Consider the following 23,981-nt stretch of genomic DNA (forward strand, 5'->3'; position numbering starts at 1 on the left):
CACCAGCAAGACCCTTGCTGCGGCTCCGACTGATCGCAGTTCCTGCAGGATGATCTTCATTTGCTCAGATGCTGCGGCTTGCCGCGCCTCCTCCAGGGTGCGGAACTCCAGCATTGTGAAGGTGTCGGGGCTGGCCTTGTCCGCTGTGCGATAGGCCATGAAGGACACAGCCCCAGACATGTGGAGAAGCTGGGTGATCCAGTCGCGAACATGGCGGTTGTAATTGTTCCAGTTTGGCGTGTCGGTCGGGCGGTCGTACTGGAACATGACATAAGCCATGGGCACCTCCGGGGCTCGCACCGCGACAGCGCGGGCAATCACCGCATCCTAAGATATCAGAGCTTTCCCGCTACCCAGACCTGACCGCGAGCACGTAGATCGCCACGACAGCAGCCATCAGGAGCAGCGCGATCAAGGCTTGGGAGAGCATTACATGAATCCCAGGATCACTGCTCCGCAGAACAACAATGCCAGAGCAGTAGCAAAGACCGCTTCGTTGCCTTGAGAAAGATAGGACCGGATTCGCTGCATTCTGATGTCCTCCCAAGTTCGGGAGTATACGCCCTTCTTAAGCGCAGCGATATGATTGCTGACGGCATGAATAGGCCCGAAAGCAAACGTCACCTTCGTTCTCAACGGCAAGCATGGTTGGGACGCTAACTCAGATCGCCTCAGTCCTCGCCGTCATCAAAAAGCCTGCTCTCCGTTGCCCAATTCGAGTGTGGGCAACACGCCGCTTAGTCCGATCCAGATGGCGGCAAGCTCGGTCTGGAAAGCCGTGCAACTGCTGGACGACCGCTCCGCGCTGGGCTCAAAGGTCAAACTCCACGGACGGTGTGGCTATGGCGATGCCGATAGTCCGGCACGAGACCAAAGCCCAGTCGGCGACTGATCCAAGCCCCATGCGCGAACACGGAGAAGCTGTGTATGCCTGACCACACCTCGAATTTAGTGCCCTGCTGTGTCACCGATATCGGCCCAGGCCGCATCTGGTGGGAGTGGCGTCAGGGGCACTGGGTGATCGCTGCAAAACCTGCCTCTGCGCCAGAGCAGAAGCGCCACGACGCTATCCGCCACGGGTAGATGTGCCCATCTACTTCACCCGGAAAGAGTTTTTGCGCTTCTGAGGTATGAATCAGCATCGAATGCTGATCCTCGAGCCGACTGCCATTAAGTGCATGACTTCTCTTGCTATTTCATAGCGTCGGCGGGGTCATCATCGGCGCCGATCACGACCCTGTCGGATTTCCATTTTGTGTCGCTCAGCCAAGGCATTGCGCTTCCCTCACGACCGGCCAACCGTCGGTGCCGATTCACAGTCAGGCGAGAACAAGCGTAATCATCCTTGGGATCATGGCAACCTTGGTTGTCGTAGCGTTGGCTGTGCTGTTGAGTCATCTTCTCAGACCTCTCTGAGCTACCAGACCACCGCTCGTCCCGACGACCTGCGGGCCAGCATCGAGATGTTCGATGCCAGCTCAAGAAGTTCACTGGCAAGATCAAGAAGTATGCTCGGGGGCTACAGCGAAACAAGCAATCATAGAGCGATGTCCGGCGACATCCTGAAGATGATCCCACTGCAGCTGCGGTGGACACTCCTTCATCCATAAGGATTAGGCGTCTCTGCTGCCATCCAACCTAATTGCCGGGAGCTGAACTGCTATTGTTTTAGCGAAAAAGCAACGCCATGATAAAATCATGACTGTTTCTTCAATACGTACAGGAGGCCGAAATGCTGATGCAGACTCCCAGCCGATCCGGGGGACATGCCATCGATAGCAATTCAATCTCGCTCGTAGAAATCCAGAGCTTTGAGGCTCCGGTCTCCTGGTTGCTTGCGAGCGCGTACCAGCAGGATTTTGTGGAGTTTCTGCTTCATCGCTGGAGAAAAGATATCCAAGCCGCCCAGGACTTGAGCGCCTGCAGGCGCTGGAGCGATCTAGTAGCGGCGCAGTTCAGGTGGGCTTGGGAGGCGCAACAGGATCACCGTACTGTCTTGGGTAAGATCCTGTTCCGCTCTTGGCGGGTTCACTGACAACCGACGATGCTAAACTACACCTGCCGCCGCTTGTGCAAGCAGAGATGCGACCCATTTGTGAATCAGCATTGAGCGCTAACCTCTGAGCCGACTGCCACCAAGTGTATGACGTTGCTGCAAATTTATAGCGGGGGCCGGGTCATCATCAGCGCCGATTCTGGCCCTACCGGATTTCCATGTTGTGTCACTAAGCCAATGCAATCTGCTTCCCTCACAACGGGCCAACTGTCTGTGCCAATTCACAGCTGCGGCACCCAAATTAAGTCAGAGCCAAACTTGGACGTCGATTGACAGTAGGAGAGCGTGAGGAACTATGGAAGGTCAGTAGGAGGGCGTATCCGCGAGGGGAGGATCAAACTCGATTGACGGCAGTGCAGTGAAAACCAAGGCCGTTGATGAACTCGCCGCCCCCAGTTTCGTATGCTCCGGATCAGCCCAATGAGTCCTGGCCATTGGCGAGGGCGCACGGCATACTCGGTCCCGCAATGATTGGAGGGGTCGGGGACATGAGCACGACACGCATTCTCATTCTGTTGGGTGGGATTACCGTGGTCCTGCCGCTGTTCCTGTTCATGATCGCGGTGGCGCACAATCCCAATGTCAGCGGGAGCGTCATCTCGGTGATCTTCGGCGGCATCGTGTTCACAATCTTCCTAATTGGAGCGATCTTTGAGATCAAGCGGCTCATCGATAAACCCTGACCGGTGTTATCAGACCACGACCTTCACTTGGGACGGCTTGTGCCTCGCGAGCCATAAGGATCTATAGGGCGGGCAGTGAGAGGGCTCCTTTGGGAGGAGATGAGCAAGCCCCATCGACGGTAGTGCAACTGAGCTTAGACTATGGGCGGAATGATTCCCCGGCAGTTCCTTTTGGTCTCTCACATCAGCCTGTTGAGCACGCCCATGACGTTCAACCACTAGCGTGTGAATCGGCACCGAAGCTTCGACCCCTGCTTGGGGAAGCGCAACGCCTTGGTTGAGCGACCCAACCCAGAAATCCAGCGGGGTTACGATCGGCGCCGATGATGACCCCGCTGACGCCATGAATTCGCTAGCGACGTCATATGCCTAGCTGCAAACGGCTAAAGGGTCGGCTCCGTTGCATTAACCCCGGCCGTATAATGAGGGGGCGGTTTGTTGAGGAGCCGTCCTGTTGTCTCTGTTCAAGCGCCGTCGCTTTCCGGTTGAGATCATCCTTCTGTGCGTGCGCTGGTACTGCAAGTACGGCATCAGCTATCGCGATCTCGCCGAGATGATGCGGGAACGCGGTGTCGCTGTTGATCCATCCACGATCTTCCGTTGGGTTCAGCGCTATGCTCCCGAGATCGAGAAGCGGATCAGACCCTACCAGGGACCTCGCTCAGGATCCTGGAGGGTGGACGAGACCTTGTATTTGATGAGCGTTGCGGGTCATTCCCACAGCATGAGGCCGGGATAGCTCGAATGAGACGTAAGACAGAAGTCTGCGACATAGATGGTGCGCCCGGCCTCACCACGCGCCCAGCTGAGATCGGACGGTATCAAAGGCCATCCCATGAGGACAAGCCTGCATTGACAAGGTTGATCAGCGCAAGGGGCTTTTCTGACGAGAGGAAGCTCTATGACGGTGTTCGTCGGCATTGATGTCGCAAAGGAGAGACTGGATTGCGCGGTTATCGTTCACGGCCGCGAGCGGCCCATTGGCCAGAAGTCCTTTCCCAATCCCTAGATGGCATTGAGAGAGCAGCCGCTTGGGTGATGAAGGTTTCCAAGGTTGAGGCTTTGGGAGTTCATGCGGTCCTCGAGCCGACAGCGGCCTACCATGAACTCGCGGCCCGATGGCTACCGGCCAAAGGCATGACGGTTTCCCTCGTCAATCCCGCGCAAATCCGCAGCTTCGCCAAGGGCATGGCAGTCTTGAGCAAGACCGACCAGATCGATGCGGTGCTCCTGGCGCGCTACGGCTGTCTGGTCCGACCGAGAGCATGGACCCCTCCCGCCGAGCCCCTCGTCGAGCTGCAAGCCCTGCTCGCGCGGCTGGATGACCTGGAGGGCGATCTTCGCCGGGAGCAGAACCGATATGAGCAGGCCTGTGTTCGTGGCTGCTCCAGTGCGATCAAGCGCTTCTTTATTACCAGCATCAAGGCCCTCAAAGCTCAGTGTAAACTGCTGCAGGCAGCGATTGCCGAGCATTTTACCGCTCACACGGATTTGCAGGCGGATCTGGAGAGACTGCGCACGATTCCAGCAGTGGGTCCAAAGACGGCGATGCGAATGCTTGCTCTGCTGCGTAGCCACCCATTCGAGACTGCTCGTCAAGCCGCAGCCTTTCTGGGACTGGTGCCAATTGAACGGCAGTCCGGGAAGAGCGTTCGAGGAAGGCCGCGGCTCTCGAAAGCCGGCAACTCCCGGCTGCGCGCCGCGCTTTGCATGGCAGCTGTGGTTGCCACAAAGCTGAACCCGGACATCAAAGCCCAGCAACAGCGGCTGCTTGAGCGAGGCAAGGCCAAGATGTCGACCTTAGGGGCCGCGATGCGCAAACTGGTTCATATCTGCTTTGGCGTGCTTAAGAGCGGAGACATTTACCAGTTCCCAGGTGCCCATCGGCCTTGACCGCTCAGACGGTATCTACGTCCGCGTCGGGGGCACCTGGAAGTACTTGTTTCGCGCAGTCGACAAGCATGGGCGGCTGGTCGCCTCCATGCTGTCCGATCGTCGGAATACCGACGCCGCTTACCGCTTCCTGCATAAGGCCATAAAGGCGATGAGCCACTCCCCACCATCGTCCATCACCACGGACAAACTGGCGTCGTATCCCAAGGCCATCCAGCGCCTGCAAAACGACGAGCTGTTGCCGAAAGGTGTGGTACACCGCACCTCGAAATATCTGAATAACATCCTCAAGGCGGATCATGGCGCGCTCAAGCGCGTCATCCGTCCAACGCGCGGTTTCCAGAGCATGGAAACCGCCGCCGCGACCCTAAAGGGTTTTGAAATCATACGTATGATCCGCCGCGGTCATTACAACAAGCGGGGATGGCGAGCGGCAAGCGAAGTCCGTCTGGTCAATCAGCTCTTCGGTTTTGCTGCCTGAGTGGCCCGTTAAACTGGGTCCGTTATGCCGCTTTCAAGTTACTGCAACGGTGCCCAACCGCGCAGAGGGCGACATGGCGGCCGGCAGCGCACGCGCCTGACAGCGGGCGGCCCGTCAGGCAATCCTGTCGGCCAGCTCCGTTTCGCGCGTCAGGGTCATGGCCCGGTCGCGCCCGGCCGCCTTGGCGAGATAAAGGGCCTGATCCGCCCGCTGCACAATTGCTTCGGCGCTGTCCGAGGCGGACGCAGCAGTGAGCCCCGCGCTGGCCGTGTAGACGATGCTCGACCGGCCGCTCCCGAGCGGCAGGGGCGGGATGTCCGCGCTGAGCCTGTGAAGCAGTCCCTCCGCCCCGCCGATGTCCAGGCCCGGCAGGAGCAGCATGAACTCCTCCCCGCCGATCCGGCCGAATGAGCCGGCGTTTCCAAGGCGGTGCCGCATCAGGTCGGCGAACTGCTTCAGCACCGCGTCGCCCGCCGGATGCCCGAAGCGGTCGTTGATGTTCTTGAACCGGTCGATGTCGACCAGCGCCAAGCAGAACGGCTCCGTCGCCATGTCGGCCAAGGCGCGGTCCAAAAGGCCGAACATCTGCCGGCGGTTGGCCAGCCCGGTGAGCGGGTCGGTCTCGGCCGCCTGCCGCAAGGTTTTCTCGTTGTGCTTGAGCGCGGTGATGTCGGTGCCCACGATGAGAATCCAGCCGTTGGGCAGGACGGTCTGGTTCATGAAGAACCAGCGCCCGTCCATGAGGTCCGTCTCGAACGCCTGATGCGGCCCGATCTTGCGCCGGCGGGTGTAGATGTCGGCGATGAAGGCCTCGAGGTCCCCGCACTCGATCACGGTTCCGGTCCGATGCTCGAAGCCGTAGCGCAGCAGCTCCGATAGGGTGAACGAGCCCTCCTGGCCGCCGAGAAAGATCTCGCGGTAGACGGCATTGGCGTATTGCAGCCGGTCCTGCTCATCAAACAGCCCGACCGCCTGCTGGCTGTTCGCCCACCCCTGCAGCAGCGGAGCCAGCCAATCGTCCTGCCGTGAAGGCGTGAAACTGTCCTCAGGTTGCATGGGCAACTCGGGTGGGGTTCCAAATCTGGTCAACAGGGCATTCCGAACCGGGGATCCCGAATCCTGCCCGGGTCGCATGTTCCGCCACGGCCCGCTCCCGTCAAGCCGTGGATGTTCCGCGGCGGAGCCTCCGGAGGTCGATGGTTAATGTGACGGGATCCTGATCGGGCCGGCGGCATCTTGGCCGCCCCCTGCGCGGGATCTGAGCGGCCTGCCCGTCGAACAAGGCACCGTGGCTGGAAGTTGTAGCCTGCAAGCGCCCGCCGCCCCGCCTCCTGACCGATGGGGGACGGCCATGCCTCGCTATTACTTTCACCTGCGCTCCAAGGACAGCTTCGTCTGGGATAAGGAGGGGGGGGCATTGTCAACTTGACCAGATTTGCCCTGCTTTGAGGGATTCTGTCCCAAGGTCCAGGACGTACTTTCAATAACTTAGGTCTGGTCGTTACGCCCTCAACCCGTCCTGATTTGCTCAAGTTGACAATGCCCTCTCGCTTGAGCGCGTAGAACGCCATCCTGAGGGCCTCCGGGGTGATGTGATGGAAGAGCGCCGTGAACTTCTCCTTCTTTCTGTGCCTTGCGGCTTGCCGTATGCGGGCCAGCACCTGGGACACACTTTCCCGGTCCTGAGCCCGGCATGTGCTGTGCTGGTCCGCCTTCCCCTTGGTCCTGCCCTTGGCTCCCCCTGCTCCGCTGCTGGTGACCCAGCTTTGTTCGCAAGGTTCGTCGCTACTATGGCAGGATCTGACTCCTCGGGACCGTTCATCACCGGCTTCGGCTCCTCGCCTTCCGATGCGGACCAGCCGTGGCACGCCACTCTGGCCAATCCCGAGGCCTCCCGGTTCCCGTGCAAGGAGCGTCCATGCATGCCAGGGTCTCTGACCACGTCGGGTCGAGCCGGCCCTCGCGCTGTCGCGCCGGCTCATGTTGCCTTCCGCATACAAGAAGAACGTCGGCACCCGAAAAGCGTCACTTTCGCGGCTCAATGGCTGGCCTGCATGCTCCCCTGTCAACCCTTCACAGGCGGCCTCACAGCCGACCGCGCATGACTCGGGGCCAATGTGGATCGCTACTCCTTCATTGTGATGGACTTGCACCATCTACTCCTTGCCGGTCTCCCGGCGCACTCTTGCGCTGACCCCTGATGGTGATGACTTGTCTGAGCGCCCAGCTCCGGCGCGATGAGCTGAGTGCCGACACCGAAGGTCTGTCGGTCCGATTGACAGCAGGGCTGGTAAAGGATCACCATCCTGGCGTGGGGGCAGCATGTGGATGGCTGCCATGAACCATTTCGACAACATTCTGAACTGGAAGCTGAAGCAGGGCTCACACACGTTCCCTGGCCAGGACGGCGGCACCTGCATCAATGAAGCGGCCATTGTAGCGGCCGGTTTTCCGTACCAGCCGGTGCGCGCGATCGAGGACATGCCGGCGTGCTTCTCGCGCCCGATCTGCCGGCTGGCGATGCAGCTGAACGACGAGGCTTCGGATGAGGAGCGCCAGCACCTGCTGCCCTTTGTAACCCGCTTGGCCTGCGCCGACACGCCCAAGGTCGAGCAGGAGCGGGAAGCTTACATTGCCGCACGCATGCGCTGGCGACTGCCAATCCGGGAGGGCATCAGGGTTCTTGAAGGGGCGCTGGCCATCGGCCGGCAGGCTGATGTGTTGGCCCCCGAGGAGGTGAGGACGCGACTGGACGGAGTTCAGCAGCAGGCCTCAACGCCCACTTCAGTGGACGAGCATCCGCTGTTCGCGAAGATCAAGACCTGGTTTGGAACGAAAGACACGGCGTCTGCTGGCTGACCACTCAACGAGTGAGGGCTGGAGGCGAGAAGGTTCAGGAGGCGGCATGACGGCGTCCTGGGACAAACAGCGAATGGAGGTACTGACGCGCCTTTGGCTGGCCGGCGAGACGGCCCGTATGATTGCGGAGAAACTGGGTGGGGGCGTCACGCGCAATGCCGTGATCGGGAAGGCTCATCGTCTCGGGCTGACAGGCAAACAGGGCAGTAAGAACGCAGCTCTCAAGCGTGCTCGGGCATTCCGTCCCGGAGTGAGCGATCGGCAACTCCAGCGCAGGCCTAAGAACCGTGCACGCTGATGACAGGAGGAAATTGGTTCGAAGGGAGCCATCGGGTCGCCGCGCGGAGTGGCGCCGGGGGCTGTATTGTCGCCTGCTGTGAGCGGACGCTGAGTTCTCTGGCAGGTTCTGACGCGTTGCTCATGGCGAGCCATGAAATGGCACGTTCCGGAAGTAAGCCGAACTTCTGCAAAGGCGCAACGAGCGGACCTTTAGTTGTTCCGCCCAACGTTACACTTTTGACCCGTTATCAGACGTTCCGCGGTCCGTAGAGGCCCGGCAGTATGAAACATAACCGTCGGGCCTCGCGAAGGGCGTCTGCGGCGATAGGCTCGTGCCCATCGCTCCGCTGAGGCTTCTGCCGTCATGTACTGCCGAGCTGTGACTCCGCCAGCGACCTTGAGGATCTCACTCCAGGCCCAGGATCTCCTCGCTTCCCATGCTCCGTGTGCTCCTGGCGCTCGTGCCTTCGTCGAGCTGGAACGCGATCTTCAGGATCACCCGAAACTGAGTGACCTGCTCGTTCTCCACCACGGCCTCGAACTCCTTGACCCAGACGGAGCGAATATTGTGCAGCGTCTGTGCGACGCGCTCGACCGCCTGGCGCGTCGCATCCTCCCAACTGTCCGGCGACTGGGACGACAACTCCACCATTTTCACAATCGACATGTCTCCCTCCTTCGCTTCGGCGCCTCAGCAGCGCCTAAAGGGACAAGCTCATAAAAGGGTAGCCGTTCCTGGTCAGGGGAGCTTCTCCCGGCCCCATTCCCGTGCACCTGGCTCTCTGCATAACGCTGGTGCCCAGGACCCTCAGGCAACCCGGCTGCTTCCGTCGATCTGATACAGGCAAACGTGCTATTCTGGCCGGGCCTGCCCTCGGTTCGAAGCGGATTGGTCCCATGACGCACCGTTACGTTCAGCAGCTGCAGAAAGCCCGCGAGCGGCTGGTCGCGCACCGGCGCGAGATGGCCGAGATCATCATCAACACGGCAGCCTTCATCCCTGAGAGAGCCGTCGAGTTCACCGAGATCCAGGACGCGATCAAGTCGATCGACGAGGCGATCGAGGATGAAGCCAAGCGGGCCGGCACCGTGCTTCGTGACGAAGACAGTGTTTAGTGCGCCATCAGGACCGGAACGGTGGTGTTGGACAGAATGTGGCTGGTGGCTTCGCCGAAGATGAACTGCCGCAGCCAGCTCTGGGTGTGGGCGCCTTTGACCAGCAGATCGCACCCGAGCGATACCGCTGCCGCCAGAATGGCTTCGCCGGCATGACCATGCGGATTGGGCAAGGACCTCGTCTCCACCGACAGGCCGTTGCGCGTGAGGGTGCGGCTGAGATCCTGTGGCGATGGGCCTGACACGCCCCAGTCGTCGAAATCGACTACGACGATCCGCTGCGCCTGAGCCAGGAGCGGCATCGCCAGGGCGACGGTGCGGGGCGTCTCCGTGCTGCGGTTCCAGGCGATCACCACGGTCGTGCCCAGGGTAGCAGGTGGGGTCGGAGGCACCAGCAGCATTGGCCGGCCGCTCTCGAACAGCGCAGCTTCGATCGTGGGCGGGCGCGGGTGATTGGTCTGGTCGCTCGATCGTCCGAGCACGGTAATGTCGAAGGCCCGTGCATAGTGGCCGACGAAGTCGTCCTCGGCCAGATCGCCGCTGCGCCAGCCGAAGCAAAGCCCTGATGGCCCTGTGTCGGTTCGGGGAACGTCGTGAGTGGTCATGAAGATCTCAAAGAGGCGGCGGGAGGCCTCGGCCCGCTGCCGCTGCACCTCAGGATTAAGAAATGACAGGTCACCAACAGCAATGTCGGAGGCGATGTAGGGCGGCAGGTTGGGGGTTAATCGCCATGCCTTCCCGGTAGCCATCGAGGGCGCGCCCCAGGAGCAGCGCGGTCTCAAGGACCGGCTGAATGAGACGATGCTCTTCCACCGGAACCAGGATCGACTTCATGGCTCATCCCCATACTGACGATGGCAGCGCAGAAGCTGGGGAGGATTATACTCTTTCGGCTGGGCGTTGTCGCGGGAGGCGAGAGGGCTTGTGCCTGCTCTTGTCGTTCGCAAGCCAAGGCGACATCCGCGTCAGGTACGAGCGCATCGCTGGTGTTGTCACGTTAACTGAAATCGGGCGCAGTGAGGCAAGCGCGGTCACCTGACGGCTCACGCGGCAATGCTGGCTGCAGACTTCCATTCCGCCATGGCGGCGAGACGATGCAGATGGGTGACAAGAGCAGAGCGGCGGGAGCGGGTTGGAACGAACAGGTTGCGGACGGCGGAAAACACGGAGGTGAACCTCTGTAATCCGCCCGATGAGCGAAAGCCCTGCATCGCCCGCTCGCGCCGGCGCAAGGGCAGATGTGAATTCTCCGCCCGGTTATTCAATCCCTTGTGCGAACGGTGCTCGACTGCCGGCATGACCTGACGCTGAGCAGCCGCGTAGGAGCCGAGCTTGTCGGTAATCATCCGCTTGGGCGGGCAGCCCTGCTTCTTCAGTAGACGCTTCAGCAAGCGCTTGGCGGCCTTGGTGTCACGGCGTGTCTGGACGATCTCATCGAGCACGTAACCATCCTGATCCACCGCCCGCCAGAGCCAATGCTTCTGGCCCGAGATCGTGACCACGACCTCATCCAAGTGCCAGATGTCACGCCGGCTGGGTGCCTTGCGCCGGAGGCGGCGAGCGTACGCCGGTCCGAACTTCAGAGCCCAGCGCCGGACCGTCTCATAAGACACGATGATGCCGCGCCCGAGCAGCATCTCCTCGACCAGCCGCAGGCTCAGAGGGAACCGAAAGTACAACCAGACCGCATAGGCGATGATCTCAGGCGGAAAGCGGTGGCGCTTGTAGCTGACAGGCTTGGTCACGCCGGCCCGTCTACACGGTGGCAGTCAAACTCGAGTTAATGTGACAACACCATAACACCACCGATATGACCCAGCAGGAGATCGCTTTTCAGCTTGGGGTCAATCAGGGGCGCGTGAACGAAGTCATTCGCCGAGGAAAATGGCTGACTGAGGATCCGCAATCCGAGGAGGCCCAAGCGCGAGATAAGGCGAAAGCCCGAATGAAGCGGATGCAGTCGGAGGATACGCCAATTCCGCGCAAGCAGCCCGTTGCGACAGGTGTTGAGGAAGGGCCCAAAAAGCTGAAGGCGAAGCCGGCCAATTCGGCACAGTTGTCGATCGACGACTTCCTTAAGGTATCCGACGAATAAATGGAATCTTGTATCAGGGGGAGCCTGCTCCGCTGGTCACGATCAGTTCAAGCCGCGGTAGATCGGTGTGGTGCATCAGCAGCACACCGATCTTGTGTGCGAGCTGGTGAGCCGATTTGGTGAAAACCGAATTGGTGACCACAACCGCATAGGGTGCATCCTGAAAGGTTGCTGTGGCATAGGCTTCTTGTACCGCCTTGTTGCCGACAGTTTCGTTATAGAACTTGCACTGGTTCACAACCCGTCGGTCTTCCTTCTCGGCAATGATGTCAGCGCCCTGGTCGCCTGATCCGGGCGTCAGCGCAGCGCGCCATCCACCCTCCTGTAGCACCTCCCGGCAGTAGAGCTCAAATTCCCTGCCGGTCATCGTGTCTTCGAATTCGACTGTTGGCTCGGCTGGCTGGTGTCGATCGATGATCCGGTTAATGCGTGTCCGCAGGCGGGCGATGGACCGCTTCGAATCCTTGGCCAGGAGGTGCTCAACTTTCTTGCGCTGGAATTCCGGCACGAGCGTCTTCTTGATGAAGCTGTTGAGATGCTTATCCCACCCCTCCTCAGAGACATTCCCATATTCGTCAGGTGAGAGCATATGGGCGCGTTTGGTTGCTAACGTCCTGACATGTGTCAGTGCCGCTCGGTCCGTCAGGTCATAGATGAGCAGGACCGAGTGGACCTTGGTGAGGCGCAGGAACAATAGCAGGGCCAGCCCGATCCAGGCGGCAACCGGCTGGAGATACCAGCCTATACCGAGGAGGAAGAGCAGAACGGCGCTGAACGCCTTGTGTCTCCAGAGGTAGCGAAACATTCCCTTATCCGTCAGTCGGCGAAGGGTTCCCGTGTGACTGCGAGAGATTAGATAGCCGACTGGGGTTACCAGCTGCCTCGCAAAGACTTTGGCCGACAGAAACTCACAGGATTATTTCGGCTGCGACTGACTGGAGAACCGGATCCGGTCGAGAATTTGACCGGCGAACTCCTGCAACTCTTCGGCAGAGCTGGACTAATCCCGCGGGAAGACGAAGAGCACGGTATGAAGCAGAGTCATCAACGCGCTGGTTTGCCATGCACTGCGGTTACTCACTAATAGCGTTGGTACCTCATGGGTTGGCGCGGTGCTCTTCGCCTGAATGACGGATGCGCTCTCAGCCAGCATTCCATGGGAGCGTCACAGTGTCAGTCGACCCCTTTTCAGTAACTTGGGCGAATCCCAACATTCTCTCCTTCCTTAAGGGCACCAGCTGCACTTCGAGGGACCTGAGTGCGTACGTCACAGAAGGCGCCCGATGATATTGTGATCGGCCAAGCGCTTTGTGCGGATGCGGCGAAGTTTTTCCTTCTTGATCGGATCGGAAGGGACAAAACCATTTGGATCACTGCCCACAACCGCTCGATAATCCGCGATATTCTCATTGGCGCGACGCAAGGAACGCGATGTTTCCTCAACGAAGGTGTCAGAGACCGTAATAGTATACTTGATATCGACCTTGCGCTTGCCCTCGGCGATGTCGTCGCATTGAAGCTCCTTGATAACGCCGTCAGCTTTGAGGTTCTCCATGCCTTCCGTGATGCGGCGCATTGCATCACGCGGACGCTTGGTTGAAAGGGCCGATCCGTCAATGACCTCGCGGGCATAGATCACGTGCATGTGCGGGTTCATGCGATGATAAAGCACATCGTGATTGAGCCGCATGTAAATCCAACGTTCGATCGGCCCACGCATCTTCATGACGGCTTCGTAGTTCATCTGACGGAAGTCCAGATGCATCATGGCTTGCGAGACGAGCCAATTAAACTGGACCGTCGATTTCGCCCGCTCCTTGCCCCTGTTGGCGAATGCAAGCTGGGGGAAGGCAGCGCTCGAGATCACGCGTTCATGGATCTCGCCATCATCCCCCACATCTGTTCGAATGATTTCGACGGTAGACTGGTGAAGGATAGTGAGTGCCTCGACGATCTCGTAGTAGCTGTACGTGTGACCGGTTCGGGCGAGCTCAGTCTTTACCTCGTTGATGCTGAACGAGACATTGACCTCGTCCTTAGCGCTGAGGCTGATCCGGTTACGCATTGCGGCGATGCGGCGGATAACCCATTCGACTAGCCGCTCGCGCTCGCCAGGGTACTGCTCGCTTTCTTTGCCGTTCTTGTCCTTGATACGGGCTGGCTTGAGGGTGACCTGATAGACCTTGCCCGCGAGCGTGAATGTCCGCTCCAAGGTCTTCAGGTATTTCCCGTCCTTGAGATCGTCGGAGGCGCGGGAGGGAATGGAACGGGGAGCCACGTCCCATAAAGAGATTGTATTAGTGATTCCGGGTTCTTCTACCACCCACAGCTCGCCTTGCAGGCTTTCGTGGATGATGGTCCTGGGCTTCAAAGCCTTCGACATGCTGGGTCTCCTCGCCGGTCAAGGTACTTAGGACTTCAAACCATACAATGCTAAATCGCTGAACCATCTGCATTTGCTGCGGCGCATGGTAGGTCTGAGCCGCACATTCAGTAGGTTTGGATCGCACTTGTAGTAGGTCTGGGTCGCGCTTACGGGACTGGCGAATGTTCGAGAGGCTCCTCGGTCAGAGAATCGAGGACTTGGTCATAAGCGGTTGGGGAATCTCCGATTTCAAGCTCATACTCTAAGTGCGAGTCAAACCTACTAGCCGAGTGGGGTGGGAGTGGTCGCAAACCTAAGTGCCGTTCAGACTTCTCACGATAGAGGCGATCGCGACTCAAACCTTCCCGACAGGGGGCTGGGGCAGGGGATCAGGCTCGGTTTCCCGAACGTGCGGGTCAAACCTACCGAATCTGGCGGTTCGGGGAGTAGGTTTGGATCGCGGATGGGGATGGGTGCGACTCAGACCTACTGAGATCGTGTGTCAGACCTACCGAGGTCGCGTGTCATGCCTACTGAGTCCGCGGCTCAGACCTACTAAACGTTGTCGAGGGATTTGACAGTAAAGCCAGAGGGTTAGCTTTTATTAGTCAGTTTCATGATGAGGCTGGCTATGAGTAGTGCGTTCGAACTTCTGCAGACTATGGGGAGGGTGTCCCGTCCTCAGCAAGCTGCAATCGCGGAACAGGGCATCGGCGAAGGTCGCTGGACAAGGGATCAGGTCGCGGCATTCTTCGAGCTCCCGGACCGGGAAGCTAGCCCTAAGCAGCGGCGTCCCCGAACTCCTGCAGTGACACGTCGGAAACGGCTGTCTCGGCGCCGCTGCTCCTTCAGTCGGTACGTTCGGCGGTTCAGTATCGACGTGTTGGTTCATCCCGGTCTGAGCACCGGAGCGGTTACGACCCTGGTGTACCTGATCTCCCGTTGCGGCCGGTACAAGCAATTTCAGACATGCACTTCGTGGCTGGCGGCCGACCTCGGCGTGTCTCCAAGGACCATCCAGAACCATTACCGCCAACTCGAGCAGGCTGGCTTTCTGGTTCGCTCCAGCCCGGATCGGCTTGGGCGGACAACGATCTACCTGACCAACTTGGTTGAGGCCCGCCCTGCTCAAAAAGAACAGGCTCAACGCGTTGCTCAGCACGGGGAGGGTGCGAAAATTTGTTCGCCCACCAATGAGACAGATTCAAAAGAAAGGCGCATATCACACACCCAAAGGGAAAGCCCTAATTGCGAAGCGCCCTGGCTCTCTGAGCTTCAAAGGATGTCCGAAGCGAAGCGTGCGCCCATCAGAGCCACTTCGGCCGTGGTCTCGCATAAATCTGCCCGAAAGCGGCATCCGCCTGACTCTTCATTTGAGGCGTCTAACCCACGGGTATGGTTAACGGAGCCTTATCGTTGGACAGGCAGCAAAACGCCCTCACCGAGAGGTCGTGGCAGACCCCGACTAGGGGCGGTTGAAGCCCCGGCTCAAGAAATCGGATCACAATTAGATTAGTGGTCTATTTGTCTGTTTTGATAGATATCTGGTTATAATACACGAAAGATACGTTATGAGGGCAAGTGTGCCGACAACTGGAAACCAACTTAAAGCCGCTCGTGCGTTTAGTGAGATGGATCAATCCGACTTAGCCGAGCGAGCAGGGGTGAACGTCAACACGTTCCGCAACATGGAGGCTTCTGGCACAGGACCGATAGCCGGGAGAGCCCAGAACATACACGTGGTTCAAGCGGTTCTCGAAGCTGCGGGGATTGAGTTCCTCAACGATGGGCAACCTAAATGTCCGCGTCCGGAAGCAGGCAGAGGCGTAAGCATGAACTACACGCTTTTTCGGCTTGCGCCTGGCAGCTATGACGTGCTGCTCGATGGAGCAGTTATCGCCAGTCTCGTCCGGAGTGGCAAAACGGACGAAGCCACATGGACAGTGGAGCTCTTTACAGAAGCTCCTCCAGACGAAAGACCCGCTCCCTTCACAGAGACAGAGCACACCTTTGGCAGCCTAGACGAGGCTCAAGGATGGCTCTGGCGCACTGAAAATCAGTAATGCAGGTGGGAAGGGCTAGGCATGGCTGACGTCATTCAGTTCCCGCAGCGGGCCGTAACACAGACCCTACACTTCGACGAAAAGCATGCCTTTGGCGAAATCGGAGGTCTGATGCTCTCCCTCGTGCAGGAGCAGGGCAATGAGAGCGCACCCATCAGCCTTGTACTGCTTGGAGGTGTTGGTGGGTTCTTCCTGCTGGAGTCTTTCGAGCCGACCCCGCAGGGCTTCGATTCAGCCAAAATCGCCGGTGACATCACACTGCGCGCTCTGGCTGTCGGTCATGATAACTGGTCAGAGTAGTCCCGCATTCGCGCTGGCCGCGCACAAGCACAGTTGTCTGGGCCGATGACCTTTGGGCCAAGATGATCTTCGGGGTCTGAGCATGGGTGCAGACGATCATCAACGTCTTGGTCATACCAGGGTGCAACGTGTGACCCATCGGCTGAGATCCTGGACCTGACGGCGGATAGCAGCAAGGGGTCGACGGCTAAACTGGGCCTCTAACGCTCCCTTTACCTCTCATGCCTAAATCTTCGGGGATCCTTCGCCGCACTCAACCCGCGGCATCCGGGTGCCTAGAGATCATGCGACCGACCTCGAAACCACCGTCTGATGCGCCAACTCCCCCGGTTCAGAACACCGAACCGCCGGTGCAACGTTCTTCCCTCGCACTTGATCAACAGCGGCACGCCGCCCCCTCGTGGCCGACGCCCTGGGCTGCTGCGGGCTTGCCGGCGCCGGGTTGGTGGGACGCCTTCGTTGTCGACAGAAATCTCGTTTTGACCCGGACACCCGATCATCCGGGCCGGAGATTGCAGCAAGAACCAAAACAGAAAGAACCCGATTTGAACCGCCGCAGCCCTATTTCCAAGCGCCGCTCTTCAGAATCTGTGCAGCCCTCCGCGTTACGGACGGTCGAGCAGTTGCTGTCGCCTCCACAGTCCCGGCCGCAGCCGGATCCAGTTGTGCATCACCAGCTTGCCCAGATTAAGGCCGAGTTCGGAAGCAACCCAGAAAACATCACCGCATTGGACGCCCAGTCTGAAGGACAGACCCCAACGGCTGCAGGCTGTGCTGAGGTGGTTCCTTCGGCAGAGGCTCCGGACGCGAGCGAGGTTGAGGTAGGCGCCCTCCATAATGAAGGCGTGACACCCGACGGTTTTGTCTCCCGTTTTCAGAACACGTTCTGGACAGCACCAGTTGGCTTGTCCTTCTCCTGGCAACCCAGCTCATGGCAGGCCGACGCTTCTGCCGTTCAGCCGATAGTATCGGATGATCCTCCCACAGCAGCAGTAACTGAAGATGGCCCCGGCTCGATCCATGGAACTGCAGCGAACGAGTTCATTGAGGAAGCAGAGTTCGTCGAGACGGAAGAGTCCTCCATCGGATGCGAAGCGGCTTCAGCTGCACCGATCGACATCAAGGTCGTTGATCTGGATCTCGGGTACTTAGCTCTCTATCCCGACGAGCTTCGCTCCGTCATTGAGACTTTAGCTGAACCGACTTCCACCGCTGCCAAAGCCGGAAGCGCAGTTGCGCCTGTTGGGGCTGCTGATAACGCCGAGATGACGGAGCCTGACGTTAGCGTCGAGGCTGAGGTCAACGATCATTCTCATCTGACCATCGATGTCTCTGCACCTGAACCTGCCCCGGACAATCTGATGGCACCGCTGCCGTCCCTGGAAGGCTCAATCAATCAGGATGCATTCACGGCTTCAGAGATCCAGTCCGATGAGATTGTCTCAGATCTAAGCTCTATGACTGAGGTGGACGAGGACTGTATAGAGGTCGAAACCGACCCGGAAACGCAGGATGACCGAGAACCGGGGATTGAGGCTGAAGCAGAAGCTTCCCTTCCGTCGGCAGAAATCATCATGCTGCCCAAGCCTGTCACGCATCGGGAGGTTATCCCTGCCTACGAGTTGCCCGACATCGGCTATCTGACCGAGGCACCGGAAAGGGAAGGGGAGGTCCTGACCGAGGATATCCTCGAAGAAGCGGCTGGCCGGCTCGAAAGGGTCATCCGCGATTTTGGCGTCCGGGGTGACGTCATTCATGTCCATCCGGGACCGGTGGTGACCCTTTACGAGTTCGAGCCAGCCCCTGGCATCAAGTCGTCGCGTGTGATCGCGCTGACCGAGGACATTGCCCGCTCGATGAGCGCGGTCTCCGCCCGTGTCGCGGTGATTCCGGGCCGCAATGCCATCGGAGTCGAGTTACCCAACCAGCAGCGCGAGAAGGTTTACCTGCGCGAAATTCTGGAGTCGGAGGAGTTCAGGAATTCAACACAGAAAATGCCGCTGTGCCTGGGCAAGACCATCGGCGGCGAGCCGGTGATCGCCGACCTCGCCCGCATGCCTCACCTCTTAGTCGCCGGCACCACCGGGTCGGGCAAGTCGGTGGCGATCAACACCATGATCCTGTCCTTGCTGTATCGCTTCACGCCGGAGCAGTGCCGCCTGATCATGGTGGATCCCAAGATGCTCGAGCTCTCCGTCTACGACGGCATCCCGCACCTGCTCACCCCGGTCGTCACCGACCCGAAGAAGGCGATCATTGCCTTGCGGTGGGCGGTGCGAGAGATGGAAGATCGTTATAAGAAGATGGCGAAGCTCGGTGTGCGCAACATCGATGGCTTCAATGCCCGTGTCTCGGAAGCGCGCGAGAAGGGGGAAGTCATCACGCGAACAGTGCAAACAGGCTTCGACAAGAACACCGGGGAGCTGACCTATACGGAAGAGGTCATGGACCTCACGTCCTTGCCCTACATCGTGGTGATCGTCGACGAGATGGCCGACCTGATGATGGTGGCCGGCAAGGAGATCGAGGGCGCGATCCAGCGCCTGGCCCAGATGGCGCGGGCGGCGGGCATCCACGTGATCCTGGCGACGCAGCGCCCGAGCGTGGACGTGATCACCGGCACGATCAAGGCGAACTTCCCGACAAGGATCTCGTTCCAGGTGACGTCGAAGATCGACAGCCGCACGATCCTCGGCGAGATGGGCGCCGAGCAGCTCTTGGGACAAGGCGACATGCTGTACATGGCCGGCGGCGGGCGGATCACGCGCGTGCACGGGCCGTTCTGCTCCGACGAGGAGGTGGAGAAGGTGGTGGCGCATCTCAAGCGCCAGGCCAAGCCTGTTTACGTGGAAGCTGTCACCGCCGAGGATGAGGAGCAAGAGGAACCCGAGGAAACGCCGGTCTTCGACGACGGTGAGATGGGGCTAGGATCGGGCGAGCTGTTCGACCAGGCCGTCTCGATCGTGGTCAGACACAAGAAGGCCTCAACCTCGTACATCCAGCGCCGGCTGCAGATCGGCTACAACCGCGCCGCCTCAATCATGGAGCGGATGGAGAAGGAGGGCATCGTCGGACCCGCTAATCATGCGGGCAAGCGCGAGATCCTCGTTGGAACGGGTGGAGCAGACGAGGACTGAGACTGGCAGCATGCCGGACTGGCACACGCGAACGAGCATCGGCTCAGCCTCTAGCAGTCGGTGTAGCCTGCCAGTCTTATCTCATCTCCACACCGTGGCCCCGGGGAGCGCTTGGCGCTTCCCGGGGTCCCATTTTAGATCCCCGTTTCCCAGACCATCAGCTGCTTGTGTCGCCTGCACACCGTGCAAAGCCCATTTCTCTGGGAAAAGAGGCATGGCCTGAAGTGGTTGTCCCAAGTGAGACGCCGCAACCAACAAGAAAGCGCTGCCTAACTAGGCAGCGCTTTCTTACTTGTCAGGCCCAGTCTGAGGTTATTGAGCTGCCCTCTTCATCGGCTCATGAGGTTCTTCAGCGAGAGGCTCCGCCTCTGGAGGAGTGGACGTTTCCTTCGTTGCTTTCAAGAGACCAGATTGCTCAAGCGAGCGGCTGAGAGCAACAATGACGTCGTCAGCAGCAGATCCATTGCTTGCGTGCGGGGCTGCCTGGGATTGGTCCAGCATATCGAGCACCGCCTCGACCTGCTGGCTTGAGAGGGGCACCTCGTGGTGCGACTGAAGGCCATTGAGCGCGATGTAGCGCCATTCGTAAGTGTATTCAGTAGTCACCTCGGGTCCGAGCCAAGTCGGAACCTCGAAGGCTTCTGCCTGCTGAGCGTCGGTGAACTCGACGGTGATGAGATCAAAGCTGCTGGGATATACGACACGGTCGAGCTGTATCGCATAGTTGAGACCGCTTTGAGGTGGCAGATGAAGCTGGTCATAGGAGATCTGCCCAATGCAAAGACCAAACAAGGCCTCGGCATGTTCGCGCGGAAGGGGAGCAAGCTTTTCCACCGGATCCCCCGACCTATCCTGCCCTGACAGAACAAAGTGAGCTTGATCAGCCTCCAGCCGAATCAGTTGGTCTTTGCCAGGCTGGGACGAGAGGTAACCCTCGACGATCTGACGGTCGACTCCTCGCTCTCTTGCAAGGAGGCGAGCGATGCATGGAGACACAAGGAAGCGTCGAATAGCCTTCATGAGAGCACCTGAGAACAATATGACATCGGAACACGGGATGCATCGTCTGCTCCAAACTGTTTACAAAGAATGAGCGCGATACCTTCCTAGGAATTGACGCCGCGCCGTCAGACCCAAATCAAAAAGCCCAGGATCGCTCCGGGGCTCTTCGCGTGTGATGCAGGAGACGAGAACAGGGTCGGTGCCGTGAAAGCGTCACCGTGCCACCGGCGTTAACTCCTCGTTGACCATACCTCCCTCACATTAGCTGAGGTCTCTGGGAGGTGGTGAGATGCGGGTGTTGCTGATCGAGGATGACATCTCTGTCGCTCAAAGCATTGAGCTCATGCTCCAGCGCCTCAATGTCCAGATCTCCATGGCCGATCTGGGCGAGCACGGCATCGATCTCGGCCGGCTCCCCGATTACGACATCATCCTGCTCGATCTCGACCTCCCGGACATGTCAGGCTATGAGGTCCTGCAACAGCTGCGGCTTGCCAAGGTGATCACGCCCGTCCTGATCCTCTCAGGCCTCGACGAGATCCAAAACAAGGTCAGAGGCCTCGGCTATGGCGCCGATGATTACCTCACCAAGCCGTTTCACAAGGATGAACTCATCGCCCGCATGCAGGCCATCATCCGCCGCTCGTCCGATCAGGCCGAAGCCGTCCTGCAATGCGGCGATCTGACGGTCAAACCTCGGACTCAACAGGCTGAGGTCGGAGGCCGCCGGGTGAACCTGACCGGCACGGAGTACAAGGTCCTGGCGCTTCTGGCTCAGCGCCAGGGCAGCACGTTGACCAAAGAGATGCTCCTCAATCATCTGTATAGCGGTCTGGATGAACCGGAGATCAAGATCATCGACGTGTTCATCTGCAAGCTGCGCAAGAAGCTCGCGGAGGCTTCAGGGGGCAGGGACTACATCGAGACGGTCTGGGGCCGCGGCTACATGCTGCGAGAGCCGCAGCTCGTCAAGCTGGCAAGCTAAGTCTCAGGACCACGATCCCCACCCACATCCGCTGCCCTGCGTTCTGTCAGCGGATTGCAGGTTTTCTGGATTCAAGTGCCTCTGTGGAGCCCGTTTGCTCACTCCGATCAGTGGCAACATCGCGACTTGTCGGACTGAGAACGCCCCAACTGAAGCCTCTTCCAAACTCCAGTCGGGGCGCATGCGATGCCGGTTGCAACACCACACCACCATCCTACTCTGCCCCTGATGAGCGTCAACGGCTGTCGATATAGAGGCACCCTGTCTGAAGGCCGAGCACCAGACCTCCCACTAGGGCGCATACGATAGGTCTCGACACCGACCGAGGAAGATGATTGCAGACCGTGCTTAGGCAAGTGTGCCAGAGCACAGTGTGATGGATTGGCGCCAAGCCTTTATCGTGCCGCTCTTCTCACCCGTTTGAAACCGTTGGTTAACCATGGAGGTGCATGCTTTTCCATGTGCTTCAAGGGCTGGGCGGGCTTCCTCTGACCTGGAGACAGTTGCTCATGGCGGATAAGCGGTTCACCGACACGATCGAGGAGAAGGTGGCCTTGATCGCCCCGACAGTGAAGGCGATCGAGTTCGGCGGCGATCAGTCCTACCTTCGTGAATTGCAGGCGCTCCTCAGACAGCATCTGGCGAGCCTTGTTGTCTTGTTCGAGCGAGATCCCGGCCTGGATGCCGCAACAACCGATCTGTACGCGGCGGCGGCTGCTGTTGTGAACGACACCACAGCAGCCTCCCAGCCTCTGGCCCGCAAACGCCGTCTGCTCAACGAAGCTCAAGCACGCTTCCAGGAGCGCATCGCGACCGCACGCCCGAATGGAAGAAGAGCCTGTGCCGATTGGCGACAGAAGGAACTCTTTCTTGCCGCCTGATCCAGGCCCGGGTTCCGCCTCAGCCCTCAATGGGCCGGAACCCAGTCGCAATAGTCACAGGATCCTGTGCTGCCCCCAAGATCCTGTGAATTCGTTCCGTCATGGTTATTGAGACTGCGGCCTTCTGGTGTTTTCAATCTTGGGCGGCAAACCCGTTGCCCATCGACTGACTGCTAGATTGCCCGCGCATCAGAAGGATCTCACCCATGGCGAAAGCTGCAACCAAGACGACAGCCAAGAAGGCGCCGGCCCGCAAAGCGGCCGCATCGCAAGCAGAACCGACTAAGACGGCCAGAACTGCCGACGCCGGAGCTAAGAGGTCTACGAAGGTCGCAGCACCGAAGGCGGCAGTCAAGGCAGCCCCCAAGGGCGCAAAGACATCCACTGGCACCTCGGCTGGCGCGATCCTGACCCTGCGCCACATTGCCGAGCAGTTGTCGGAAGTGCACGAGCTTCCCAAGCGCCAGGCCAACGAAATCCTGACGCAAGTCATCGAGATGATCGCCAAGAGCTTGAAGAAGGGCGACAAGATCCGCCTGAGCGGTCTCGGCATCCTGCAGGTGCGCAAGCGCGCCGCCCGCACCGGTCGCAACCCGCAGACTGGCGAGCCGATCAAGATCAAAGCCTCCAAGAAGATCGCCTTCCGGCCTGCGAAGGAGCTCAAAGAGGCGGTCTAGCCGGGAGCCGTAACCGGATGGCTGAAGCGCGCCCCCCACCCCGCCGGCACGCTGGCGGGGTGGGCCTGTTGTTGCGTCCGTTCAGGAGAGATGCTGAGCGAAGTGCTTGTTCATCTCGAACATGCTGACCTTGCTCTTGCCGCCGAATACAGCCTGAAGTTTCTCATCCGCAAGGATTTCCCGCTTGTTTTCGGGGTTCTGCAAATTGTTGGACTTGATGTAATCCCACACTTTGCTCACCACTTCCGTACGTGGCAGTGGCGAGGACCCGACCACCGCCGCGAGTTCATTCGAGGGCGTTGTCACGTTAACTGCCGCCAAGCGCGTTAAGGCCAATTTGCCCGCCAGACAGGCTCAAGCAGCAATGTTGGCCGCGGACTTCCATTCCGCCATGGCGGTGAGGCGGTGAAGATGGGTGGCATGGGCGGAGCGGCGGGAACGTGGCGGAACAAAGAGGTTGCGGACAGCAGAGAACACGCTGACAAATCTCTGTAGGTCTCCCGGCGCGCGAAAGCCCTGCATCACCCGCTCTCGCTTTCGCAACGGAACATGCGAATTCTCGGCCCTGTTATTCAGGCCCTTATGCGACCAGTGATCGACCCCTGGCATAACCTCTCGCTTGGCGGCTCCGTAAGAGCCGAGTTTATCGGTGATGATGCGCTTGGGTGCCACGCCCTGCTTCTTCAGTAGACGCTTCAGCAAGCGCTTGGCGGCCTTGGTGTCACGGCGTGTCTGGACGATCTCGTCAAGCACATAGCCGTCCTGGTCGACGGCCCGCCAGAGCCAGTGCTTCTGGCCCGCGATCGTGATCACGACCTCGTCGAGGTGCCAGATGTCGCGGCGGCTCGGCCTCTTGCGCCGGAGGCGGCGCGCGTAGTCCGGCCCGAACTTCAGCGCCCAGCGCCGGACGGTCTCATAGGAGACGACGATGCCGCGCTCGAGCAGCATCTCCTCGACCAGTCGCAGGCTCAGAGGAAAGCGAAAATACAACCACACTGCATGGGCAATGATCTCAGACGGGAACCGATGGCGCTTGTAGCTGACAGACTTGGTCATGCCGGCCCGTCTACACAGTCGCAATCAATCCCGAGTTAACGTGACAACGCCGG

The 23,981-nt window shown here is 59.5% G+C and carries 24 protein-coding genes and 2 pseudogenes; 16 read left to right on the forward strand and 10 right to left on the reverse strand.

The window, feature by feature from the left end; all coding sequences use genetic code 11:
* Positions 1-279, reverse strand: a 279-nt coding sequence (locus tag DDF70_RS27845) for a DUF1330 domain-containing protein (protein ID WP_114947988.1), incomplete at its 3' end; no start/stop codon positions are given.
* 1,453 nt (positions 280-1,732) lie between these two features.
* Here DDF70_RS27845 and DDF70_RS27855 point away from each other — a divergent pair.
* The 5 genes and pseudogenes from DDF70_RS27855 to DDF70_RS27875 all read left to right on the forward strand — a co-directional run bounded on the left by DDF70_RS27855 (position 1,733) and on the right by DDF70_RS27875 (position 5,113).
* Positions 1,733-2,035, forward strand: coding sequence for a hypothetical protein (locus tag DDF70_RS27855; RefSeq protein ID WP_114947990.1), 303 nt, complete (start codon positions 1,733-1,735; stop codon positions 2,033-2,035).
* Between the two features lie 509 nt (positions 2,036-2,544).
* Positions 2,545-2,739 (forward strand): hypothetical protein, encoded by a 195-nt coding sequence (locus tag DDF70_RS27860; RefSeq protein WP_114947991.1) that lies wholly within the window; start codon positions 2,545-2,547, stop codon positions 2,737-2,739.
* 454 nt (positions 2,740-3,193) lie between these two features.
* Positions 3,194-3,427: pseudogene (locus tag DDF70_RS27865) on the forward strand (IS6 family transposase); the annotation flags it as partial.
* 257 nt (positions 3,428-3,684) lie between these two features.
* Positions 3,685-4,632 carry an IS110 family RNA-guided transposase gene (locus DDF70_RS27870; RefSeq protein WP_162820717.1) on the forward strand — a complete coding sequence of 316 codons (948 nt, stop codon included), beginning with the start codon at positions 3,685-3,687 and terminating at the stop codon, positions 4,630-4,632.
* The gene (locus tag DDF70_RS27875) at positions 4,616-5,113 is read left to right on the forward strand and encodes an IS6 family transposase (RefSeq protein ID WP_162820718.1); all 498 of its coding nucleotides are present in this window, start codon (positions 4,616-4,618) and stop codon (positions 5,111-5,113) included. The genes DDF70_RS27870 and DDF70_RS27875 overlap by 17 nt, the downstream gene beginning before the upstream one ends.
* Positions 5,114-5,227: 114 nt before the next feature.
* Here DDF70_RS27875 and DDF70_RS27880 read toward each other — a convergent pair whose 3' ends face one another.
* The gene (locus tag DDF70_RS27880) at positions 5,228-6,169 is read right to left on the reverse strand and encodes a GGDEF domain-containing protein (protein ID WP_162820719.1); all 942 of its coding nucleotides are present in this window, start codon (positions 6,167-6,169) and stop codon (positions 5,228-5,230) included.
* 1,281 nt (positions 6,170-7,450) lie between these two features.
* Here DDF70_RS27880 and DDF70_RS27890 point away from each other — a divergent pair.
* Positions 7,451-7,972: a hypothetical protein gene (locus DDF70_RS27890; protein ID WP_114947995.1), complete on the forward strand. Its 522-nt coding sequence runs from the start codon at positions 7,451-7,453 to the stop codon at positions 7,970-7,972.
* 46 nt (positions 7,973-8,018) lie between these two features.
* A complete protein-coding gene (locus tag DDF70_RS27895; RefSeq protein WP_114947996.1) occupies positions 8,019-8,270 on the forward strand; it encodes a GcrA family cell cycle regulator in 252 nt (83 codons plus the stop codon).
* Positions 8,271-8,657: 387 nt separating this feature from the next.
* Here DDF70_RS27895 and DDF70_RS27900 read toward each other — a convergent pair whose 3' ends face one another.
* Positions 8,658-8,918, reverse strand: a complete 261-nt coding sequence (locus tag DDF70_RS27900; protein ID WP_114947997.1) for a dodecin family protein — start codon at positions 8,916-8,918, stop codon at positions 8,658-8,660.
* Positions 8,919-9,148: 230 nt separating this feature from the next.
* Between DDF70_RS27900 and DDF70_RS27905 the strand changes: the two genes are divergently transcribed.
* The gene (locus DDF70_RS27905) at positions 9,149-9,367 is read left to right on the forward strand and encodes a hypothetical protein (protein ID WP_114947998.1); all 219 of its coding nucleotides are present in this window, start codon (positions 9,149-9,151) and stop codon (positions 9,365-9,367) included.
* On the opposite strand, the gene DDF70_RS27910 is transcribed toward DDF70_RS27905, so the two are convergent.
* Positions 9,364-9,972 carry a universal stress protein gene (locus tag DDF70_RS27910; protein ID WP_162820720.1) on the reverse strand — a complete coding sequence of 203 codons (609 nt, stop codon included), beginning with the start codon at positions 9,970-9,972 and terminating at the stop codon, positions 9,364-9,366. The genes DDF70_RS27905 and DDF70_RS27910 overlap by 4 nt on opposite strands.
* A gap of 438 nt (positions 9,973-10,410) precedes the next feature.
* Positions 10,411-11,112, reverse strand: a complete 702-nt coding sequence (locus DDF70_RS27915) for an IS6 family transposase (RefSeq protein ID WP_114948000.1) — start codon at positions 11,110-11,112, stop codon at positions 10,411-10,413.
* Between the two features lie 50 nt (positions 11,113-11,162).
* Between DDF70_RS27915 and DDF70_RS27920 the strand changes: the two are divergent.
* Positions 11,163-11,462 (forward strand): annotated as a pseudogene (locus tag DDF70_RS27920) (RNA polymerase subunit sigma-70); the annotation flags it as partial.
* A gap of 13 nt (positions 11,463-11,475) precedes the next feature.
* Here DDF70_RS27920 and DDF70_RS27925 read toward each other — a convergent pair.
* Positions 11,476-12,267 carry a restriction endonuclease gene (locus DDF70_RS27925; protein ID WP_114948001.1) on the reverse strand — a complete coding sequence of 264 codons (792 nt, stop codon included), beginning with the start codon at positions 12,265-12,267 and terminating at the stop codon, positions 11,476-11,478.
* A gap of 462 nt (positions 12,268-12,729) precedes the next feature.
* The gene (locus DDF70_RS27930) at positions 12,730-13,845 is read right to left on the reverse strand and encodes a hypothetical protein (RefSeq protein ID WP_114948002.1); all 1,116 of its coding nucleotides are present in this window, start codon (positions 13,843-13,845) and stop codon (positions 12,730-12,732) included.
* Between the two features lie 643 nt (positions 13,846-14,488).
* On the opposite strand from DDF70_RS27930, the gene DDF70_RS39330 reads away from it, so the two are divergent.
* From DDF70_RS39330 to DDF70_RS38350, 4 genes are all read left to right on the forward strand, one after another.
* Positions 14,489-15,343 carry a helix-turn-helix domain-containing protein gene (locus DDF70_RS39330; RefSeq protein WP_425374122.1) on the forward strand — a complete coding sequence of 285 codons (855 nt, stop codon included), beginning with the start codon at positions 14,489-14,491 and terminating at the stop codon, positions 15,341-15,343.
* A gap of 316 nt (positions 15,344-15,659) precedes the next feature.
* Positions 15,660-15,890 (forward strand): hypothetical protein, encoded by a 231-nt coding sequence (locus tag DDF70_RS27940; RefSeq protein ID WP_114948011.1) that lies wholly within the window; start codon positions 15,660-15,662, stop codon positions 15,888-15,890.
* A gap of 21 nt (positions 15,891-15,911) precedes the next feature.
* Positions 15,912-16,190, forward strand: coding sequence for a hypothetical protein (locus DDF70_RS27945; RefSeq protein WP_114948003.1), 279 nt, complete (start codon positions 15,912-15,914; stop codon positions 16,188-16,190).
* A 479-nt stretch (positions 16,191-16,669) separates the two neighbouring features.
* Positions 16,670-19,327 (forward strand): DNA translocase FtsK, encoded by a 2,658-nt coding sequence (locus DDF70_RS38350; RefSeq protein ID WP_245435669.1) that lies wholly within the window; start codon positions 16,670-16,672, stop codon positions 19,325-19,327.
* Positions 19,328-19,639: 312 nt separating this feature from the next.
* Here the strand turns inward: DDF70_RS38350 and DDF70_RS27960 are convergent, their stop codons facing one another.
* Complete coding sequence (locus DDF70_RS27960; RefSeq protein WP_162820721.1) at positions 19,640-20,161, reverse strand: CYTH domain-containing protein; 522 nt, start codon at positions 20,159-20,161, stop codon at positions 19,640-19,642.
* 457 nt (positions 20,162-20,618) lie between these two features.
* Here DDF70_RS27960 and ctrA point away from each other — a divergent pair, with 457 nt between their 5' ends.
* The 3 genes from ctrA (at position 20,619) to DDF70_RS37000 (ending at position 22,872) form a co-directional block, all read left to right on the forward strand.
* A complete protein-coding gene (gene ctrA / locus DDF70_RS27965) occupies positions 20,619-21,314 on the forward strand; it encodes a response regulator transcription factor CtrA (RefSeq protein WP_114948006.1) in 696 nt (231 codons plus the stop codon).
* Positions 21,315-21,823: 509 nt separating this feature from the next.
* Positions 21,824-22,195 (forward strand): hypothetical protein, encoded by a 372-nt coding sequence (locus DDF70_RS27970; protein WP_162820722.1) that lies wholly within the window; start codon positions 21,824-21,826, stop codon positions 22,193-22,195.
* Between the two features lie 404 nt (positions 22,196-22,599).
* On the forward strand, positions 22,600-22,872 hold the full coding sequence (locus DDF70_RS37000) for an HU family DNA-binding protein (RefSeq protein ID WP_281024396.1): 273 nt from the start codon (positions 22,600-22,602) through the stop codon (positions 22,870-22,872).
* 81 nt (positions 22,873-22,953) lie between these two features.
* Here DDF70_RS37000 and DDF70_RS27980 read toward each other — a convergent pair whose 3' ends face one another.
* Entirely contained in the window at positions 22,954-23,220 is a 267-nt protein-coding gene (locus DDF70_RS27980; protein ID WP_245435670.1) for an SWIB/MDM2 domain-containing protein, read from the reverse strand.
* A 6-nt stretch (positions 23,221-23,226) separates the two neighbouring features.
* Positions 23,227-23,928, reverse strand: a complete 702-nt coding sequence (locus DDF70_RS27985) for an IS6 family transposase (RefSeq protein ID WP_114948010.1) — start codon at positions 23,926-23,928, stop codon at positions 23,227-23,229.
* Between the last annotated feature and the right edge of the window lie 53 nt (positions 23,929-23,981).

It is taken from the genome of Microvirga calopogonii (assembly GCF_003347665.1).
Taxonomy (GTDB): Bacteria; Pseudomonadota; Alphaproteobacteria; order Rhizobiales; family Beijerinckiaceae; genus Microvirga; species Microvirga calopogonii.

Coding starts and splice junctions, on each gene's coding strand:
- DDF70_RS27925 (WP_114948001.1), bottom strand. CDS start 12,267: ATGTTTCGCTACCTCTGGAGACACAAGGCGTTCAGCGCCGTTCTGCTC.
- DDF70_RS27860 (WP_114947991.1), top strand. CDS start 2,545: ATGAGCACGACACGCATTCTCATTCTGTTGGGTGGGATTACCGTGGTC.
- DDF70_RS27900 (WP_114947997.1), bottom strand. CDS start 8,918: ATGTCGATTGTGAAAATGGTGGAGTTGTCGTCCCAGTCGCCGGACAGT.
- DDF70_RS27855 (WP_114947990.1), top strand. CDS start 1,733: ATGCTGATGCAGACTCCCAGCCGATCCGGGGGACATGCCATCGATAGC.
- DDF70_RS27910 (WP_162820720.1), bottom strand. CDS start 9,972: ATGACCACTCACGACGTTCCCCGAACCGACACAGGGCCATCAGGGCTT.
- DDF70_RS27880 (WP_162820719.1), bottom strand. CDS start 6,169: ATGCAACCTGAGGACAGTTTCACGCCTTCACGGCAGGACGATTGGCTG.
- DDF70_RS27945 (WP_114948003.1), top strand. CDS start 15,912: ATGGCTGACGTCATTCAGTTCCCGCAGCGGGCCGTAACACAGACCCTA.
- DDF70_RS27905 (WP_114947998.1), top strand. CDS start 9,149: ATGACGCACCGTTACGTTCAGCAGCTGCAGAAAGCCCGCGAGCGGCTG.
- ctrA (WP_114948006.1), top strand. CDS start 20,619: ATGCGGGTGTTGCTGATCGAGGATGACATCTCTGTCGCTCAAAGCATT.
- DDF70_RS27985 (WP_114948010.1), bottom strand. CDS start 23,928: ATGACCAAGTCTGTCAGCTACAAGCGCCATCGGTTCCCGTCTGAGATC.
- DDF70_RS39330 (WP_425374122.1), top strand. CDS start 14,489: ATGGGGAGGGTGTCCCGTCCTCAGCAAGCTGCAATCGCGGAACAGGGC.
- DDF70_RS27930 (WP_114948002.1), bottom strand. CDS start 13,845: ATGTCGAAGGCTTTGAAGCCCAGGACCATCATCCACGAAAGCCTGCAA.
- DDF70_RS27940 (WP_114948011.1), top strand. CDS start 15,660: ATGAACTACACGCTTTTTCGGCTTGCGCCTGGCAGCTATGACGTGCTG.
- DDF70_RS27890 (WP_114947995.1), top strand. CDS start 7,451: ATGAACCATTTCGACAACATTCTGAACTGGAAGCTGAAGCAGGGCTCA.
- DDF70_RS27970 (WP_162820722.1), top strand. CDS start 21,824: ATGGCGGATAAGCGGTTCACCGACACGATCGAGGAGAAGGTGGCCTTG.
- DDF70_RS27895 (WP_114947996.1), top strand. CDS start 8,019: ATGACGGCGTCCTGGGACAAACAGCGAATGGAGGTACTGACGCGCCTT.